This is a genomic window from Nocardia terpenica, from assembly GCF_013186535.1.
GTDB lineage: Bacteria > Actinomycetota > Actinomycetes > Mycobacteriales > Mycobacteriaceae > Nocardia > Nocardia terpenica.
Window position 1 is genome coordinate 1,041,637 of the sequence record NZ_JABMCZ010000003.1, and the last position, 16,098, is coordinate 1,057,734.

Annotated in this window: 15 protein-coding genes; 7 read left to right on the forward strand and 8 right to left on the reverse strand. The window is 69.2% G+C overall.

Annotated elements, in window-relative coordinates; all coding sequences use genetic code 11:
* The first annotated feature begins 149 nt into the window (after window positions 1-149).
* The 3 genes from phoH2 to HPY32_RS26445 all read left to right on the forward strand — a co-directional run bounded on the left by phoH2 (window position 150) and on the right by HPY32_RS26445 (window position 3,190).
* The gene (gene phoH2 / locus HPY32_RS26435) at window positions 150-1,544 is read left to right on the forward strand and encodes an RNA 5'-3' helicase PhoH2 (RefSeq protein ID WP_082870409.1); all 1,395 of its coding nucleotides are present in this window, start codon (window positions 150-152) and stop codon (window positions 1,542-1,544) included.
* A gap of 134 nt (window positions 1,545-1,678) precedes the next feature.
* Window positions 1,679-2,224: an LGFP repeat-containing protein gene (locus HPY32_RS26440; RefSeq protein WP_228806069.1), complete on the forward strand. Its 546-nt coding sequence runs from the start codon at window positions 1,679-1,681 to the stop codon at window positions 2,222-2,224.
* Between the two features lie 108 nt (window positions 2,225-2,332).
* Window positions 2,333-3,190, forward strand: coding sequence for an acyl-ACP desaturase (locus tag HPY32_RS26445; protein ID WP_067576765.1), 858 nt, complete (start codon window positions 2,333-2,335; stop codon window positions 3,188-3,190).
* 163 nt (window positions 3,191-3,353) lie between these two features.
* Here the strand turns inward: HPY32_RS26445 and HPY32_RS45780 are convergent, their stop codons facing one another.
* Window positions 3,354-4,271, reverse strand: coding sequence for a TetR/AcrR family transcriptional regulator (locus HPY32_RS45780; protein ID WP_301546153.1), 918 nt, complete (start codon window positions 4,269-4,271; stop codon window positions 3,354-3,356).
* Window positions 4,272-4,371: 100 nt separating this feature from the next.
* On the opposite strand from HPY32_RS45780, the gene HPY32_RS26455 reads away from it, so the two are divergent.
* Window positions 4,372-5,592, forward strand: a complete 1,221-nt coding sequence (locus HPY32_RS26455; RefSeq protein WP_067576768.1) for an FAD-dependent monooxygenase — start codon at window positions 4,372-4,374, stop codon at window positions 5,590-5,592.
* A 241-nt stretch (window positions 5,593-5,833) separates the two neighbouring features.
* Here HPY32_RS26455 and HPY32_RS26460 read toward each other — a convergent pair whose 3' ends face one another.
* Together HPY32_RS26460 and glpX are read right to left on the reverse strand one after the other, a co-directional pair.
* A complete protein-coding gene (locus tag HPY32_RS26460) occupies window positions 5,834-7,237 on the reverse strand; it encodes a class II fumarate hydratase (protein ID WP_067576769.1) in 1,404 nt (467 codons plus the stop codon).
* A gap of 435 nt (window positions 7,238-7,672) precedes the next feature.
* On the reverse strand, window positions 7,673-8,716 hold the full coding sequence (gene glpX / locus HPY32_RS26465) for a class II fructose-bisphosphatase (protein WP_067576770.1): 1,044 nt from the start codon (window positions 8,714-8,716) through the stop codon (window positions 7,673-7,675).
* Window positions 8,717-8,835: 119 nt separating this feature from the next.
* Here glpX and HPY32_RS26470 point away from each other — a divergent pair, with 119 nt between their 5' ends.
* A complete protein-coding gene (locus HPY32_RS26470) occupies window positions 8,836-9,408 on the forward strand; it encodes a DUF4245 domain-containing protein (RefSeq protein ID WP_067576771.1) in 573 nt (190 codons plus the stop codon).
* A 27-nt stretch (window positions 9,409-9,435) separates the two neighbouring features.
* The gene (locus HPY32_RS26475) at window positions 9,436-10,326 is read left to right on the forward strand and encodes a phosphotransferase family protein (RefSeq protein WP_067576772.1); all 891 of its coding nucleotides are present in this window, start codon (window positions 9,436-9,438) and stop codon (window positions 10,324-10,326) included.
* A gap of 46 nt (window positions 10,327-10,372) precedes the next feature.
* Here HPY32_RS26475 and HPY32_RS26480 read toward each other — a convergent pair whose 3' ends face one another.
* From HPY32_RS26480 to HPY32_RS26490, 3 genes are read right to left on the reverse strand one after another with little or no spacing between them, the layout of a single operon-like run.
* A complete protein-coding gene (locus HPY32_RS26480; protein ID WP_067576773.1) occupies window positions 10,373-10,597 on the reverse strand; it encodes an exodeoxyribonuclease VII small subunit in 225 nt (74 codons plus the stop codon).
* Window positions 10,594-11,862 carry an exodeoxyribonuclease VII large subunit gene (gene xseA, locus HPY32_RS26485; RefSeq protein ID WP_067576774.1) on the reverse strand — a complete coding sequence of 423 codons (1,269 nt, stop codon included), beginning with the start codon at window positions 11,860-11,862 and terminating at the stop codon, window positions 10,594-10,596. The genes HPY32_RS26480 and xseA overlap by 4 nt, the downstream gene beginning before the upstream one ends.
* Entirely contained in the window at window positions 11,859-12,455 is a 597-nt protein-coding gene (locus HPY32_RS26490) for a lipid droplet-associated protein (protein WP_067576775.1), read from the reverse strand. The genes xseA and HPY32_RS26490 overlap by 4 nt, the downstream gene beginning before the upstream one ends.
* Window positions 12,456-12,618: 163 nt before the next feature.
* On the opposite strand from HPY32_RS26490, the gene HPY32_RS26495 reads away from it, so the two are divergent.
* Window positions 12,619-13,623 (forward strand): 4-hydroxy-3-methylbut-2-enyl diphosphate reductase, encoded by a 1,005-nt coding sequence (locus tag HPY32_RS26495; protein WP_067576777.1) that lies wholly within the window; start codon window positions 12,619-12,621, stop codon window positions 13,621-13,623.
* A 253-nt stretch (window positions 13,624-13,876) separates the two neighbouring features.
* Here HPY32_RS26495 and HPY32_RS26500 read toward each other — a convergent pair whose 3' ends face one another.
* Window positions 13,877-14,686 carry a DUF6542 domain-containing protein gene (locus HPY32_RS26500; RefSeq protein ID WP_197696303.1) on the reverse strand — a complete coding sequence of 270 codons (810 nt, stop codon included), beginning with the start codon at window positions 14,684-14,686 and terminating at the stop codon, window positions 13,877-13,879.
* A 58-nt stretch (window positions 14,687-14,744) separates the two neighbouring features.
* A complete protein-coding gene (locus HPY32_RS26505; RefSeq protein WP_067576782.1) occupies window positions 14,745-15,881 on the reverse strand; it encodes a DNA recombination protein RmuC in 1,137 nt (378 codons plus the stop codon).
* Window positions 15,882-16,098 lie beyond the last annotated feature (217 nt).

Here is a 16,098-nt window from a genome sequence, read left to right on the forward strand (position 1 = left end):
GGAGTGGCCCGTACGGGAGGTCCTGATCGTGACTGAGCAACTCAGTGCGAGGGGGCCGGCACCCGGCCCTCGGGTCCTGTGACCCCAGGGCGGACCGGTCCAGCGAGAACGCTCGTGCGGGTGTAGCACGAGCAACAAAGGAGCCCACCGTGACTGATGCACGCTCCGTCATCGCTCCCTCGAAAGCCCGCTCCGGAAAGAGCGGAGGCTCCGGAAAGGGAGCCAGCGCCTCTCGGTCCGGCCGATCCGGCCTGAAATCCTTCGTGATCGACACCTCGGTGCTGCTGTCGGACCCCTGGGCCGTCACGCGCTTCGGTGAGCACCATGTGGTGCTGCCGCTGGTGGTGATCAGCGAACTGGAGGCCAAACGCCATCATCACGAGCTCGGCTGGTTCGCGCGGGAGGCCCTGCGCATGCTGGACGATCTGCGCCTGATGCACGGCCGGCTGGACGAGCAGGTCCCGATCGGCACCGAGGGCGGCACGCTGCAGGTGGAGCTGAACCACACCGATCCGGAGGTGCTCCCCGTCGGGTTCCGTACCGACACCAACGATTCCCGCATTCTCGCCTGCGCGCTGAACCTCGCGGCCGAGGGCAATTCGGTCGTGCTGGTCTCCAAGGACATTCCGATGCGGGTCAAGGCCGGTGCGGTCGGCCTGCACGCCGACGAATATCACGCGCAGGACGTCATCATCTCCGGCTGGACCGGCATGACCGAGCTCGACGTCAGTTCCGACTGCGTCGACAAGCTCTACGCCGACGGCGTGATCGACCTCGATGTGGCCCGAGACCTGCCCTGCCACACCGGTATTCGGCTCCTGGGGGCGGGCGGCAGCGCGCTGGCCCGGGTCACTCCCGACAAACGGGTGCAGCTGGTCCGCGGCGACCGGGAGGCGTTCGGGCTGCACGGTCGCTCCGCCGAGCAGCGCATCGCCCTGGATCTGCTGCTGGACGAGAGCGTCGGCATCGTCTCGCTCGGCGGCAAGGCGGGCACCGGCAAATCGGCGCTGGCGCTGACGGCGGGTCTGGAGGCGGTGCTGGAGCGGCGCAGCCAGCGCAAGGTGGTGGTGTTCCGCCCACTGTACGCGGTCGGCGGCCAGGAACTCGGCTATCTGCCGGGGTCGGAGAGCGAGAAGATGGGCCCCTGGGCCCAGGCGGTTTTCGACACCCTGGACGGGCTGGCCAGCCCGGAGGTAATGGAGGAGGTGCTCTCCCGCGGGATGCTGGAGGTGTTGCCGCTCACCCACATTCGGGGCCGGTCGCTGCACGACTCGTTCGTGATCGTCGACGAGGCGCAGTCGCTGGAGCGCAATGTGCTGCTGACGGTGCTGAGCCGGCTCGGCAGCGGCTCGCGGGTGGTGCTCACCCACGACGTCGCCCAGCGCGACAACCTCCGCGTCGGGCGGCACGACGGCGTGGCGGCGGTGATCGAAAAGCTCAAGGGGCACCCGCTTTTCGCGCACATCACGCTCACCCGCAGCGAGCGGTCGCCGATCGCGGCCCTGGTCACCGAGATGCTGGAGGAGTACGGACCGAACGCGTAGTCGACGCGAAACGCACGAATCGAGCAAATACTCGGTGTGTGGTTCATCTCACAATTGAAGGGTATATTTTCGCCGGTATCGGCCAGAGTTGCCGGGCGGTGTCGCGATGCTGCTCGGCAATCACCTTCGAGAGGATGGACATGCACCACTTCGCTCGACGCACGGCTGCCATCACCATGACCATTGCCGCCGGGACCCTGGTGTTCACCGGTTGCAGCAAGAACAACAACAACAATTCGAGTGGTTCGGAGTCCAGCTCCAGTTCTGCTTCCGCGTCCGAGACGAGCGCGGGGACGTCCGCGACGAACGGCGCGGCGGGGGAGACCAAGATCCCCACCCCGAACGGCGAGATCGTCGTGTCGGGCCACATCCTGTCCAAGTACACCGAAATGGGCGGCCCGGCAGGCACGCTCGGCGCCCCCACCGGCGCGACGGTCAACGGCCCCAACGGCGGCATGTGCCAGGAGTTCACCGGCGGCGCCGTCTGCTGGAGCGACCCCACCGGCCCGCACGTGGTGTGGGGCGAGATCCGCAAGGCGTGGGACAACGACGGCGGCGTCAACGGCAAGCTCGGCTATCCGGTCAGCGACGAGAAGGACGTCGCGGGCGGCAAGGAGAGCGATTTCACCGGCGGCACCATCAGCTGGGTCAACCAGCAGATCTCGGTGACCACGAAGTAGGCCGCCGACCGGCCCGAGCCTTCGTCCGTTTCTCACACTGGGATAACGAATGGTGTCGGCTCGGGCCGGATTCGTGCTTTGCCCCGTGCCCGTCGGTAGGTTGGCAGCGTGCAAACTCTCTTGACCGACCGCGAGTTGCTGGAATCGCTCGCGGCGGAGGTGGAAGTAAATCTGCGACGCCACATCGACGCGGCCGATGCGTGGCAGCCGCACGACTACGTGCCGTGGGACGACGGCCGCAACTTCGGCTTTCTGGGCGGAATCGATTGGGAGCCGGGGCAATCGGAGCTCGGTGAGGTCGCGAAGCTGGCGCTCACGGTGAGCGTGCTGATCGCCGACAATCTGCCCTCCTACCACCGCGAGCTGGGCAAGCATCTGCGCACCGGGCCGTGGTGGCGCTGGGTGGGCCGCTGGACCGCCGAAGAGAACCGGCACGAGATCATGATCCGCAACTACCTGATGGTGACCCGCGCGGTCGACCCGGTGGACCTGGAGCGGATGCGGATGGCGCACATGACCGCCGGATTCCGGCGTCCCGCATTGCATTTGATCGATGTGCTGGCGGCCTGCGCCTTCGAGGAGACCGCGGCCGCGGTGCGGCACCGCAATACCGCCGCCCTCGGCGAGAACCCGATCGTGACCGCGCTGTCCCACCGGATCGCCGCCGACGACGAGTTGCAGTCGGTGTTCTTCGCGAATCTGGTGGCCGCGGCCCTGGATCTGGCCCCGGATCAGGCCGTGCGCGCCATCGCCGACCGGGTCGCGGACTTCACCGTCCCGGAGGTGACGCTGATCGACGGCCGCAGCAGCACGCAGGTGCTGGCCGCGGCGGGCATCTACGACCCGGCGCGCGAGGGCGAGCTGGTCTTCGCTCCGCTGCTGGAGCGCTGGAATGTGTTCTCCCGCACCGACTTCGGTGAGGCGGGGGAGTCGGCGCGCGCGGAACTGGCGCACCTGCGTCGCTGACGTATTTGCGTCTCACGGATGTGTGCTCGCATAGCTGCGCCCACATATTTCGTGCTCACATTTTTATGCCCACATTTTTGTGCCCTGAAAGGGCGGGTGCTTCGCGCGACCGATGTCATCGCGCGAAGCGCTCGGGCGATTGCCAAATGAATGCTGATTACGTTTACGCGTCGGGCTTTTGAGGAACACTGTCACCCCTGTGGCGGGAGATGAGGACCCCGAGGCCGTCGAGAATACGATCGATCCCGAAGTGCAGGGCATTGTTCCGGTCGCCCGGCGCATCGGATTCGGCAAAAGCGGCGATGGTCGCGGGATAGCGATCCGCATGTGCCGCCAGGGTTTCCCCGAGCTGCCGAGTCATACCATCCTCCAATTCCTCCCCACCCGCGCTCCGCGCCTGCTGCGCCAGACTCCGCGCATGCCCGGAAAGCAATGCGAGCGCATCCAATCGCTCAGCCCCACTGAGCCCACTATCCCCCAACGGCTCGAGCCCGGCCTCGAACCACCCAACCTCACAGGGCCCCAACGGCCGCACCCCCACCGCCACCTCCAGCGCCCAAGGATGCGCACACATCTGCTCGAAAACCGCCACCGCCCAAGCCCGTAACGCAACCCGCCAATACGCCTCCGCACCGTTCCCGGCACCCCCCTGCCCCACCACCGTTCCCACCCCCGCCGCATCCCCTTGCCCCAGCACGCTTCCCGCCCCTGACATACTTCCTGCCCCTGGCGTGCCTTCCGCCCCCGGCGTGCCTTTCGCGCTTGGCGTGCCTACTGCCCCCGGCATGCCTCCGCGCTCCGGCCTGTCTCCCTGGTCCGGCGGAGCCGGGGCAGGGCCCAATGCTGCGTCCAGCATTAGTGCCGTCAGTTCTGCCTTGCCTGGGATGTAGCGGTAGAGGGCCATTTTGGCGCAGCCGAGGCGTTCGGCCAGGCGCTGCATGGACAGGCTGGCCAGGCCGTCGGCGTCGGCCAGGGCGATGGCCTCGGTGACTATGCGCTCCAGCGACAGCGAGGGCTTGGGGCCGCGCTTCGGGCGCGGCGATCCGCCCCACAGCAGTTCCAGGGTGGTGGGTGCCGACATGCTGTCCATCCTTGCCGAAACGGCTCTTGACGAGAAACTGCGTCCATCGTACTCTAATTTGCGTCCGACAGACGCAGTTAAACGAAAGCGATGCCCCACCATGCGTGACCAGACCGTTCTCATCTCCGGCGCGAGCGTCGCCGGTCCCGCGCTGGCCTACTGGCTGCGCCGCTACGGCTACGCCGTCACCGTCGTGGAGCGCGCGTCCGCCCTGCGCGCGGGCGGCCAGGCCATCGACTTCAAGGGCCGCACCCAGCGCACCGTCGTCGAGCGGATGGGGATGTGGGAGGAGATCGGGGAGCGGCAGACCGGTCGCACCGACATGGTCTTCGTCGACGCCGACGGCAACCGCCGCGCGGAACTGTCCGGCGAATTCCTCGGCGGCGATGTCGAGATCCTGCGCGGCGACCTGGCCGAGATCTTCCACGGGCACACCGCCGCCGACTGCGAATACCTCTTCGGCGATTCGATCACCGCGCTGACCGACACAGGGCACGGCGTCCACGTCGAATTCGAGCACGCCCCCGCGCGCACCTTCGACCTCGTCTTCGGCTGCGACGGCATCCATTCCGCGGTGCGGCGACTGGCGTTCGGCCCGGAGCGTGACTACGTCGATCACCTCGGCTACTACTACTGCGTGGCGGGCGCGCCGGGCTGGGGGCACGATCCGGCGCGGCGAACCCGCAATACCGCGCTCGCCTGGCACGCGCCGGGGCGGCTCGCCATCGAGGGCGGGTCGAAGGCGTCGCAGATGTATATGTTCGCCTCGCCCGAGCTCGATCTCGACCGGCACGATATCGCCGCGCAGCGCCGCCTGGTCGCCGAGAAATTCGTGCCGCTCGGCGGCCGTTTCGCCGATATGGTGGCCGAACTCGACGCGCTGCCGGACTTCTATCTCGACTCGCTGAGCCGGGTCCGGATGAAGGGCCGCTGCACCACCGGGCGCGTCGCCCTGGTCGGCGATGCGGGATACGGCAATACGCTGGGCGGGCTCGGCACCGGGCTGGCCGTCGTCGGCGCGTATGTGCTGGCCGGTGAACTGGCCGCCGCCGATGGCGAGCACACCGTCGCCTTCGCCCGCTACGACGAGATCATGCGCCGCTACGCCAAGCTCGCCGACAATGCCAGCGCCGGTCGATTCCTGGCGCCGCGGACCGGCTGGGGGGTGCGGCTGCGCAACTGGTTCGTCGAGTCGCGGGCGTTCGGGCTGATGCTGAAGATGACCGACGACGCGACCAACGATATCGACCTGCGCGACTATCCGAGTGAGCTCGGATATCCGGCCTCCGACCGGGGTTCTCGAGAACTACTCGAGGGTTGACGGATTTATGAAACACGAAAGGGTTGCCTGCGATTAACCAGTAACCGCTCGATGAGCGGTCTACACGAAAGGAGAACGCTCATGGTTATCGGCGATCTGTCACAGCTGCTGGACTTCGTCCTCAAGCTCTTCGGTCAGGGACGCAGCGTCATCGGCGTCTGATGCATCCGGCTCAATTGAATACCAGGGCGCGCAAGTACCCGACCATGTCCGGGAGGTACCTGCGCGCCGACATATCCGGTTATTTCTCGTTGTCCACCTTCGCCATCGACAGCACGTCGAGTCGGCGATCGAGCTCGGTGAGGGTGAGTTTCTCGCCGATGAGGCCGCGATCGATCACCGTCTGGCGAATCGTCTTGTGCTCCTTCAGCGCCTGCTTGGCCACCGCGGCCGCCTCCTCGTAACCGATCAGCGAGTTCAGCGGCGTGACGATGGACGGCGAGGACTCCGCCAACCGGCGCAGCCGCTGCTCATCGGCGGTCAGGCCCTCGATACACCGGTCGGCGAAGAGCCGAGAGACGTTGGCCAGCAGGCGAATCGACTCCAGCACGTTGCGCGCCATCATCGGGATGTAGACGTTCAGCTCGAAGGCGCCGTTGCCGCCGCCCCACGCGACGGCGGCGTCGTTGCCGATCACCTGCGCGGCCACCTGGGTGACTGCCTCCGGCAGTACCGGATTCACCTTGCCGGGCATGATCGACGAGCCGGGCTGCAGGTCCGGCAGCTGGATCTCGCCCAGGCCGGTCAGCGGGCCGGAGCCCATCCAGCGAATGTCGTTGGCAATCTTGGTCAATGAGATGGCGACCGTGCGCAGCGCGCCGGACACCTCGACCAGGCCGTCGCGGGCGGCCTGCGCCTCGAAATGATCACGGGCCTCGGACAATTCGTCGAGGCCGGTCGACTTACGCAGTTCGGCAACGACTTTCGCGCCGAATCCGGCGGGGGCGTTGAGTCCGGTGCCGACCGCGGTGCCGCCGATGGGCAGCTCGCCCAGCCGCGGCAGCGTCGCGAGCAGCCGCTCGATACCCGACGCGACCTGGCGGGTGTAGCCGCCGAACTCCTGGCCCAGCGTCACCGGCACCGCGTCCATGAGGTGGGTGCGGCCGGACTTGACCACCGTGCGCCACTCGGTCGCCTTGTCCAGCAAGCGGATTCGCAGATGCTCCAGGGCCGGAACGAGGTCTGTGACCACGGCCTCGGTGGCGGCCAGATGGGTGGCGGTCGGGAAGGTGTCGTTGGACGACTGGGACATGTTGACGTCGTCGTTGGGGTGCACGGTGACGCCGCGGGCCGCGGCCAGGCTCGCGATGACCTCGTTGGCGTTCATATTGGAGCTGGTGCCGGACCCGGTCTGGAAGACATCGATCGGGAACTGCCCGTCGTGGCGCCCCTCGGCGATCTCGGTCGCCGCCGCCACGATGGCATCCGCCTTGACGGCGTCGAGCAGCCCCAGCTCCTTGTTCACCGCCGCGCACGCGGCCTTCAGCAGCCCCAGCGCCCGAATCTGTGCCCGCTCGAGCCCGCGCCCGCTGATCGGAAAGTTCTCCACCGCCCGCTGCGTCTGCGCCCGCCACAACGCATCCACCGGAACCCGAACTTCCCCCATGGTGTCGTGCTCGACTCGATACTCCATCTCTTCGCCCATACCCCGACCCTAAGCCCGCCCCCACCCAATCCGGCCCCCTACACCTGAGTGCTTTTGCACAGGACCACCGGGAATAAGCGATCCCGGCCAAAAGCACGCCGGGACCAACAGATTGCCGCACGCCGGGATCGGCAGGTTGCGGGATGCCGGGATCGGCAGGTTGCGGGATGCCGGGACGGGCAGGTTGCCGCACGCGGGACTGACAGGTTGCCGCACGCGGGATCGGCAGGTTGCCGCACGCGGGATCGGCAGGTTGTGGCCTGTCGGGATCGGCAGGTTGCGGGATGCCGGGATCGGCAAGTTGTGGCCTGCCGGGGTCAATGGTTGTGGTGCGTCGGGATCGACAGTTCCCGCTGCGGCTTGCCTCCCCGGCCCGGCGTACCTCTTTTCCCTGTCGCACGGCCCCCAGGGCCGTGCGACAGGGACCCCACCGAATCAAGGCATAGGAGGTACCGCGTGCTCATCTCCCACGAAATCCACCGACGAGTACTCCCGGAGCTTGGTCAGGCGGTGGTAGGCGTCGATCATGCGGACCGTTCCCGACTTGGAGCGCATGACGATGGACTGTGTGTGCGCACCGCCGCTGAAATAGCGTGCGCCCTTGAGTAGTTCGCCGTCGGTGACGCCGGTGGCGCAGAAGAAGATGTTCTCCCCGGCCACCAGGTCCTCGGTGGACAGGATGCGGTCCAGGTCGTGGCCGGCGTCGATGGCCTTCTGGCGCTCCTCGTCGTCCTTGGGGGCGAGCCTGCCCTGGAGGGCGCCGCCCATGCAGCGCATGGCCGCGGCGGCGATGATGCCCTCGGGGGTGCCGCCGATGCCGATCAGCATGTCGGTGCCGGAGTCGGGGCGGGCGCAGGCGATGGCGCCCGCGACGTCACCGTCGGAGATCAGGCGGATGCGGGCGCCGGCGGCGCGCACCTCCTGGATGTGGCGTTGGTGGCGCGGGCGATCCAGGATGCAGACGGTCAGGTCGGAGACCGAGGAGTTCTTGGCCTTGGCCACCCGGCGCAGGTTCTCCGCGATGGGCGCGCCCAGGTCGATCACGTCGGCGGCCTCGGGACCGACGGCGATCTTCTCCATGTAGAACACCGCCGACGGGTCGAACATCGCGCCGCGCTCGGCGACCGCGAGCACCGCGATGGCGCCCGGCGAGCCCTTCGCCATCAGGGTGGTGCCGTCGATCGGGTCCACGGCGAAATCGACCTCGGGACCGGTGCCGTCGCCCACCTCCTCGCCGTTGTACAGCATGGGCGCCTCGTCCTTCTCGCCCTCGCCGATCACGACCACGCCACGCATCGAGACGGTGGCCACGAGCTGTCGCATCGCGTCGACGGCGGCGCCGTCACCGCGCTCCTTCTCACCGCGCCCCACCCACCGGCCCGCGGCCATCGCGCCGGCCTCGGTGACCCGGACCAACTCCAGCGCGAGGTTGCGGTCCGGGGCCTCACGGCGGCTGGGTACGGGCGTGGATGCCGTCATGGGATGCCTCCTCGAGTCGAGTATTGCTGGGCAAATTGTCGCAGAAAGGTTTCGGTTTCTAATCAGGGGCCGACAGGGGTCACACCCGCGATGTCGGGCGGGCAATGGATACTTGGGACGTGCCGAACCAGAAACCCCGCATCCTGAACGACTATCGGGACCTGTTCTGGTCGCTCATTCCGCTGGTGCTGATCTGCGTGGTGTTCGCGGGGATCGCGAGCCAGTGCAGCTTCTCGGCCCACGGGCCGACGCCCGGCAAGATCCCGGCCTTCGATGTCACCGCGGCGCTGCGGGACGACGCCCGCACGCTGCCGTTCCCGATCCGCCAGCCGAGCCTGCCGGACGGCTGGAAACCCAACTCCGGCAGCCGGGATACGATCACCGGCACCGGCGGGGGCGCGGTGAGCACGGTCGGCTACCTCAGCCCGCAGGGCACCTACATGCAGCTGACCCAGTCCAATGCCACCGTGGACGCGCTGGCCAATCACGTGGAGGGCGTCCGCGCGCCCGCGGGCACCCAGCGCGTCGGCGACCGAGTCTGGTCGGTCTTTCATGTCAATGGCACTGAACCGGCCTGGATCACCGACTTCGGCACCGTTCGCGTCCTGATCAAGGGCGCGGGCGACCAGTCGATCTATACAACCCTGGCCGGTGCCGTGGGTGCCGCGAAGCCGCTCGAGGCCGCACCGTAGGCTCCGGCGGTCCGTTAGCGTTATCCAGTGGACCATGGTGATTTCGGTTGGCTCGAGCAGGCATTGGGGCAGCCGGTCGTCACGGCGGCCCCCGCCGAGTGGGGTGTTCGCCATCGCGCCGAGCTGATGATCCTCGCCGACGGCACCCGCGTGGTGACGCAGCGCTATCGGCGGCGCGCCGAGGCCGAGCGGCGGGCGCGCGTCCTGCGCGCCCTGCGAGAACCGGCCGCCGCCAAGGGGATCGCCGTCCCGGGCATCCGCGCGGTCGACCTCGACGCCGATCCGCCGTGGATCGCGTTCGAGGCCCTGCCCGGCGTCCCGGCGACGGCCGACGCGGCCAGCGGTCCGGGTGGTCCGGGCTTTCCGTTGTTCGCGCGCGATATGGGCGCGCTGCTGGCCGACTTCGCCGAACTGTCGTGTCCCGACCTGGAACTCGACGACGTCTGGGCCCGGCCCCGCTACCTGGCCGCCCGCGCCGACGCCTGGGCCGAATGCCTGGTCGCGGCGCTGACACCCGCCCAGAACGCGGCCCTGGAGGCCCTGCTGGCCGAGCTGCCCGCCCTGTTCGACGGCCGCCCGGCGGTGCTGGCCCACGGCGATTTCGCCCCGGAGAACGTGCTGGTCGCGGGCGGCGTCATCACCGGTCTGCTCGACTTCGACTCGGCACGCCTGGCCGACCCGCTCTTCGACGCGGCGTGGTGGGCCTGGTCGGTGAGCCTGACCGGCGCCGACGTGCTGGCGTCGGCCTGGCCGGAATTCCTCGCCGGACTCGGCGTCGACCCCGCCGAACCCGCTCTCGCCCAACGCATTCGCGCCCTCCAGATCACCCGCATGCTGGAAATGCTGGCCGACGCCGACCTGCCCCCCGACATGTGGCGCACCGTGCACGACCGGCTGACCGACGCGCTGGGGGTGTGAGCCCGTACCCGTCATCCCGGCATGCTTTTGGCCGGGATCTACCTCGCTACTGCTCGGACTCGCGGCGCGACAGCGCGTCCTCCACGCGCTTGCGGGCACCGGCCAGATGCTCCTCGCAGCGGGCGGCCAGGGCCTCGCCGCGTTCCCAGAGCGACAGCGAATCGTCGAGGTCCATGCCGCCCTGCTCGAGCATCTTCACCACGTTGACCAGCTCGTCGCGGGCGCGTTCGTAGCCGAAGGTCGCGATGTCGGCCTGGTCGCTGTCGGTCATCGGTGGCCTCCTCGGGGCGAGTCCGGATCGGTGAGAATCTGCGTGCCGAGCGTGGCGGCGGTGACGGCGCCGTCGGCGACCCGGATGCGCAGCTGGCTGCCTGGCGGGGCGTCGGCGACGGCGCGGATCACGTGCCGTTCCTTCCCCGAAACCCGTTGCACCACGGCGTAACCGCGGGCGAGGGTGGCGGCCGGGCCGACGGCGGTGAGCTTGTCGCGCAGGTGCCGGGTGGCGGTGGTCTCGGCGGTGAGGGTGTGCTCGACGGCCCGCCGGGCCGCGGTGCGTAACCGCTCGACCTCCTCGTGCCGCTGCTCGAGCCCGCGCAGCGGATCGGCCAGCACCGGCCGCGACCGCAGCTGCTCGAGCGCGCGGGATTCGCGCTGCACCCACCCGCGCAGCGCCGCCGCCGACCGCCCCCGCAGCTCGTGGATCAGGCCCAGTTCGGCGGCCGCGTCCGGGACGATGCGCTTGGCCGCGTCGGTGGGGGTGGCGGCGCGCAGGTCGGCGACGTAGTCCGATAGCGGATTGTCCGGCTCGTGGCCGATGGCGCTCACGATCGGGGTGGTCGCGGCGACGATCGCGCGGCACAGCGTCTCGTCGGAGAACGGCAGCAGATCCTCGACGCTGCCGCCGCCGCGGGCCAGCACGATCACATCCACGTCCGGGCGCCGATCCAGCTCGGCCAGCGCCGCCAGGATCTGCGGCACCGCGGTCGGGCCCTGCACGGCGGTGTTGCGGACCTCGAACCGCACCGCGGGCCAGCGCTGCCGGGCCACGGTCAGCACGTCGTGTTCGGCGGCGCTGGCGCGGCCGGTGATCAGGCCGACGGTCTTGGGCAGGAACGGAATCGGGCGCTTGAGCCGCGGATCGAACAGGCCCTCGGCGGCCAGCAGCGCCTTCAACCGCTCGATGCGGGCCAGCAGCTCGCCGATGCCGACCGGGCGAATCTCGGTGACGCGCAACGAGATGGTGCCGCGGCCGGTGAAGTAGGACAGCTTGCCGTACACCACGACCCGGCTGCCCTCCTGCAGCGGCACCGGCGAACCGCGCAGCAGCTGCGGGTCGCACGTCACCGACAGCGACATGTCGGCGGCCGGGTCGCGCAGCACCAGAAACGCGGTGCGCGCGCCCGGCCGCAGGCTGATCTGCGTGATCTGCCCCTCCACCCAGACACTGCCGAGCCGGTCGATCCACTGCGCGACCTTGATCGCGATGCTGCGCACCGGCCACGGGTGCTCGGCGGAATTGGGAGCGGGTTCGGTCACTTCGCCCGCACGGTGGCGATCCGATTCGTCAGCATGGTGACGAACGGCGCCCGGTCGAAGGTCCGGCGTTCGTAATCGAGCAGCGTGGTGAGATCTTCGACACTGAGCATGCGCAGGCGCGCGCGCAATTGCGCCAGCGTCATGGTCGAGTAGTCGTACCGGGCCGCGACCTCGGGTTCGACGACGCCGGTATCGGCGGCGTGACCGTTGCTGGAAGCCTTTGCGGCGACGGCGGATTCGAACGCGGCCGGTTCCGCGGCGGGCTCGGGTTCGGGCTCGGCGGCATAGCTGTCGAATGCGCTGAGATGCGCGGGTCCGAAAGCGCTGCCGGGGATTTGCTCGGGCTCGGTATCTTCGTCGAACGTGGCCCACTCCGGCTGTTCGACAGGGCGATTCGCCAAACGGTCGAATACGGCGTCACCCTTGAGCGCGAGGCTGGTCACGAACTGCTGCGTATGCATGGTGGTCTGCAGCAGCCGGCTGATGGCGGTAATGGGCAAATTCATTGCCACAGTGGGTAGCCGACGGGTTTCCTCGAGAGCGTAGACGGCTGCTCCGGCGGCGACTCGGGCGAAAAACGGCGGTCGAAACATGCCCCAACTGTCCCGCCTCTCCGCGATTTTTGCCATAGGAGTGCGTGCCTCTCGGTGTGGCGGTCGTTACGTCGCTCGACGATATCGGGTGGCGGCCCGTTCCGCGGTGCCGGGTGGCGATGTCGCCGCCCCTGGTATCGCGGGCGCACGTAAGCTGTGAGGCATGTCCTCGGCAATCCCCTTGAACGTCGGAATCGCCCGGTCGGCCGGGTCGGCCGCGGCCGGTGCGGGCAAGCGCGTGCTGCTCGCCGAGCCGCGCGGCTACTGCGCCGGTGTGGATCGCGCGGTGGAGACCGTGGAGCGCGCGCTCGACAAGCACGGCGCGCCGATCTACGTCCGCAAGGAGATCGTGCACAACCGGCACGTCGTCGAGACGCTGCGGGAGCGCGGCGTGGTGTTCGTGAACGAGACCGACGAGGTGCCCGAGGGCGCGGTCGTGGTGTTCTCCGCGCACGGGGTGTCGCCCGCGGTGCGCGAGGGCGCCGAGACCCGCAATCTGCGTGCGATCGACGCGACCTGCCCGCTGGTCACCAAGGTGCATCACGAGGCCAAGCGGTTCGCCCGCGACGATTTCGACATTCTGCTCATCGGCCACGAGGGCCATGAGGAGGTGGAGGGCACCGCGGGCGAGGCGCCCGAGCACGTGCAGCTGGTCGACGGCCCGGACGCGGTCGACGCCGTGACGGTGCGCGACGAGAACAAGGTCATCTGGTTGTCGCAGACCACGCTGTCGGTGGACGAGACCATGCAGACCGTGCAGCGGCTGCGCGAGCGTTTCCCGAACCTGCAGGACCCGCCGAGCGACGACATCTGCTACGCCACCTCGAACCGTCAGACCGCGGTCAAGGCGATGGCGCCCGAGTGCGATCTGGTGATCGTGGTCGGTTCGCGCAATTCCTCGAATTCGGTGCGGCTGGTCGAGGTCGCGCTGAACGCGGGCGCGCGGGCCGCCCACCTGGTCGACTTCGCCCGCGAGGTGGACCCGGCCTGGCTCGAGGGCGTCGAGACCATCGGCGTCACCTCCGGTGCCTCGGTCCCGGACATCCTCGTCCGCGGCCTGCTGGACCTGCTCGCCGAGCATGGCTACGCCGACGTCCACCCGGTCACCACCGCCAACGAGACCCTGGTCTTCTCCCTTCCCCGGGAACTGCGCGCCTCCCGGCGCTGACCGAACCCGCCTCGACGCGAAACCGCTTGTCCCGTAACGCTGCTGGCTGAGGCCACGATCAACATCTCGTGAGGACGATGCGTCGCATCCGGCCGGGCGGTTGGCCGGCGGTGGGCGTATTCGCGCGCCGAAATAGTCACGGGGGGAGGCGAATCGTCCGCACGGAGGGATCCGGGTGTGGGAGCGAGGGCTCACCCGGGGGCGACGTGCCGCCCGGCGGGCAGTGCCGGGGCGGCGCGACGTTCGCCCGGACTCAGCGTTCGATGCGGCCGGAATCCCGTTCGCGGTAGCGGACATTCGGGCGCGGATGCGGGGGCACGTCGCCGTTGTACGCGGCGCGGCCGCGCCGCGGGGCCGAATCGGCCGCTGCGGGGCGATCGGAGGTGCGGGGGTAGGACGAGGCGGGGGAGACCCGCGCGGAGCGGTCTGCGGGCCGTCCGCCGGTGCGGCGGGCGGTGCGCGAGGGCGATTCGGCGTCGGCGGCGCCGTCGGCTCGGGCGCGGCGGCGCGAGGTCTCGGATCGGTCGGTGGCCTTCCCGCGGCGCGTGCGGGAGGCGGACGAGGACGAGCGCGGCCCCCAGCTGTCGCCCTTGCGGGGGCGGGTGCGGACCCGGGCCGGACCGGATCCGCGCCGGTGCGCGACCACCCGGATACCGCCGACCACCAGTACCAGCACGGTCGCCAGCGCCATGATCGGAAACCGGTTCACCAGCGGGATCGCCAGGTTCAGCAGGATGTCCTTGATCGAGGTCGAGCTGTGGCCGACCAGCTGCTGATAGGCCAGCGGGACCGCTAGAAACAGCAGCAGCGGGGGCGTCACCATCGTGGTGAACAGCCCGCGATAACGCACCACGAGCGCCGCCAGCACACATCCGACGATGTAGCAGGCGGCGAACGCGCGAGTCAGCTCCTTACCGCCGCCGCCGACGTCGATGAAGAACCCGATCAGGGCGCACGCGACCGCGATCAATACCGCCGCACCGGCCGGGACACCGGGCACCGACGGGATGATCGAGCGGTGCGATGCAGGCACCTCGGATCGCTCGCGTTGGATAGCTGCCACGTAAAGAACACTATCTGCCGCGAACGAAACGTGTGTCGAGGCCGGGCGTATGTCCGGGTCAATCGCTGGTGTCGGCGAACCCGACGGCCCGCGGCCAGGTCTGGACGGGCGGGATTGCCGGCACCTCTCGCTCGCCGATTTCCAGCTCGTGCAGCCGGCGGGCGGTCACCAGCACGCGCGACTCCATCGTGGCCACCGTGTGATTGAAAGCGTCTACGGCCTTTCCGAGTTGGCCGCCGAGCCGGTCCAGGTGGCGGCCGGTGGCGCCGAGCCGCGCATACAGCTCGCGTCCTAATTGCTGAATCGTTGCCACTTCTCGGGACAGGGCCTCCTGCCGCCAGCCGTAGGCGACGGTGCGCAGCAATGCGATCAGCGTGGTGGGCGTTGCGAGGATCACGTTCCGGGCGAAGCCGTATTCGAGCAGGCCGGAATCCGCGTTCAGCGCCGCGTCCAGGAACGGATCGCCGGGAACGAACAGGACCACGAATTCCGGCGAGGGGTCGAAGGCCGTCCAATATGCCTTGTCGGCCAATTGATCGATATGGGCGCGCAGGTGTTTGGCGTGCCGGGTGAGATGGTCGCCACGAAGTCGCGGGTCCTCCTCGGCGGTGGCGTCCAGGTAGGCGGTGAGCGGGACCTTGGCGTCGACCACGATCTGCCTGCCGCCCGCCAGCCGCACCACCAGATCGGGCCGCACCCCGCCGTCGGGGCCGGACCGGGAGACCTGGGTATCGAAGTCGCAGTGCCGGGACATGCCCGCCAGCTCCACCACCCGCTCCAGCTGGATCTCGCCCCAGCGCCCGCGCACCTGCGGCGCCCGCAGCGCCGACACCAGCTGGCTGGTCTGCGTCGACAGCTGATGCGACATCCGCTGCATGCCCGCCACCTGCTCGCGCAGGCCCGAGTAGGCGTTGATGCGATTGTGCTCGACCTGCCGGATGTGCTGGTTCAGCGCGCCCACCGCCTCCCGCAGCGGCTCCACCAGCCCCCCGATCGCCTGCGAATTACGGCGCGCCGCATCCTCACTCGCCGCACTGAGCGACTGCCGCAGCACCTGCTCGTTGTCCCGCAGCGCCCCCAGCCGCGCCTCCGCCACGGCCGCCCGCTGCCCCGCCCGCGCCGCATGCCCCAACCAGCCCAGCCCAACCCCGGCGGCGAACACCAACAGCAGCGCGAACAGCATCGGTGCGGTCATAGAGGCAGATGGTGCCGTACACCACCGACAAGGTCCGGATGCCGCGCCCTGGACCGCCGGTGCCGTCACCGCGATTGGGCCTGGTGCCGCGCACCATCCCGGCAGCCGTCCGGATTCCTCCTGATTCCGGCGTGCTTTTGGCCGGAATCCTCGGTGAGGTCCCGGCCAAAAGCACGCCGGGACCATGGGGGGTGGTGTGCCGGGATCGTGGGGGTGG

Excerpts from the sequence above, each read along its gene's own strand:
- HPY32_RS26460 (WP_067576769.1), bottom strand. The coding sequence starts at position 7,237 with ATGGGCGAAGAGATGGAGTATCGAGTCGAGCACGACACCATGGGGGAA.
- glpX (WP_067576770.1), bottom strand. The coding sequence starts at position 8,716 with ATGACGGCATCCACGCCCGTACCCAGCCGCCGTGAGGCCCCGGACCGC.
- HPY32_RS45780 (WP_301546153.1), bottom strand. The coding sequence starts at position 4,271 with ATGTCGGCACCCACCACCCTGGAACTGCTGTGGGGCGGATCGCCGCGC.
- HPY32_RS26505 (WP_067576782.1), bottom strand. The coding sequence starts at position 15,881 with ATGACCGCACCGATGCTGTTCGCGCTGCTGTTGGTGTTCGCCGCCGGG.
- HPY32_RS26440 (WP_228806069.1), top strand. The coding sequence starts at position 1,679 with ATGGACATGCACCACTTCGCTCGACGCACGGCTGCCATCACCATGACC.
- HPY32_RS26480 (WP_067576773.1), bottom strand. The coding sequence starts at position 10,597 with ATGACCGACAGCGACCAGGCCGACATCGCGACCTTCGGCTACGAACGC.
- HPY32_RS26495 (WP_067576777.1), top strand. The coding sequence starts at position 12,619 with ATGTCCTCGGCAATCCCCTTGAACGTCGGAATCGCCCGGTCGGCCGGG.
- HPY32_RS26455 (WP_067576768.1), top strand. The coding sequence starts at position 4,372 with ATGCGTGACCAGACCGTTCTCATCTCCGGCGCGAGCGTCGCCGGTCCC.
- HPY32_RS26490 (WP_067576775.1), bottom strand. The coding sequence starts at position 12,455 with ATGTTTCGACCGCCGTTTTTCGCCCGAGTCGCCGCCGGAGCAGCCGTC.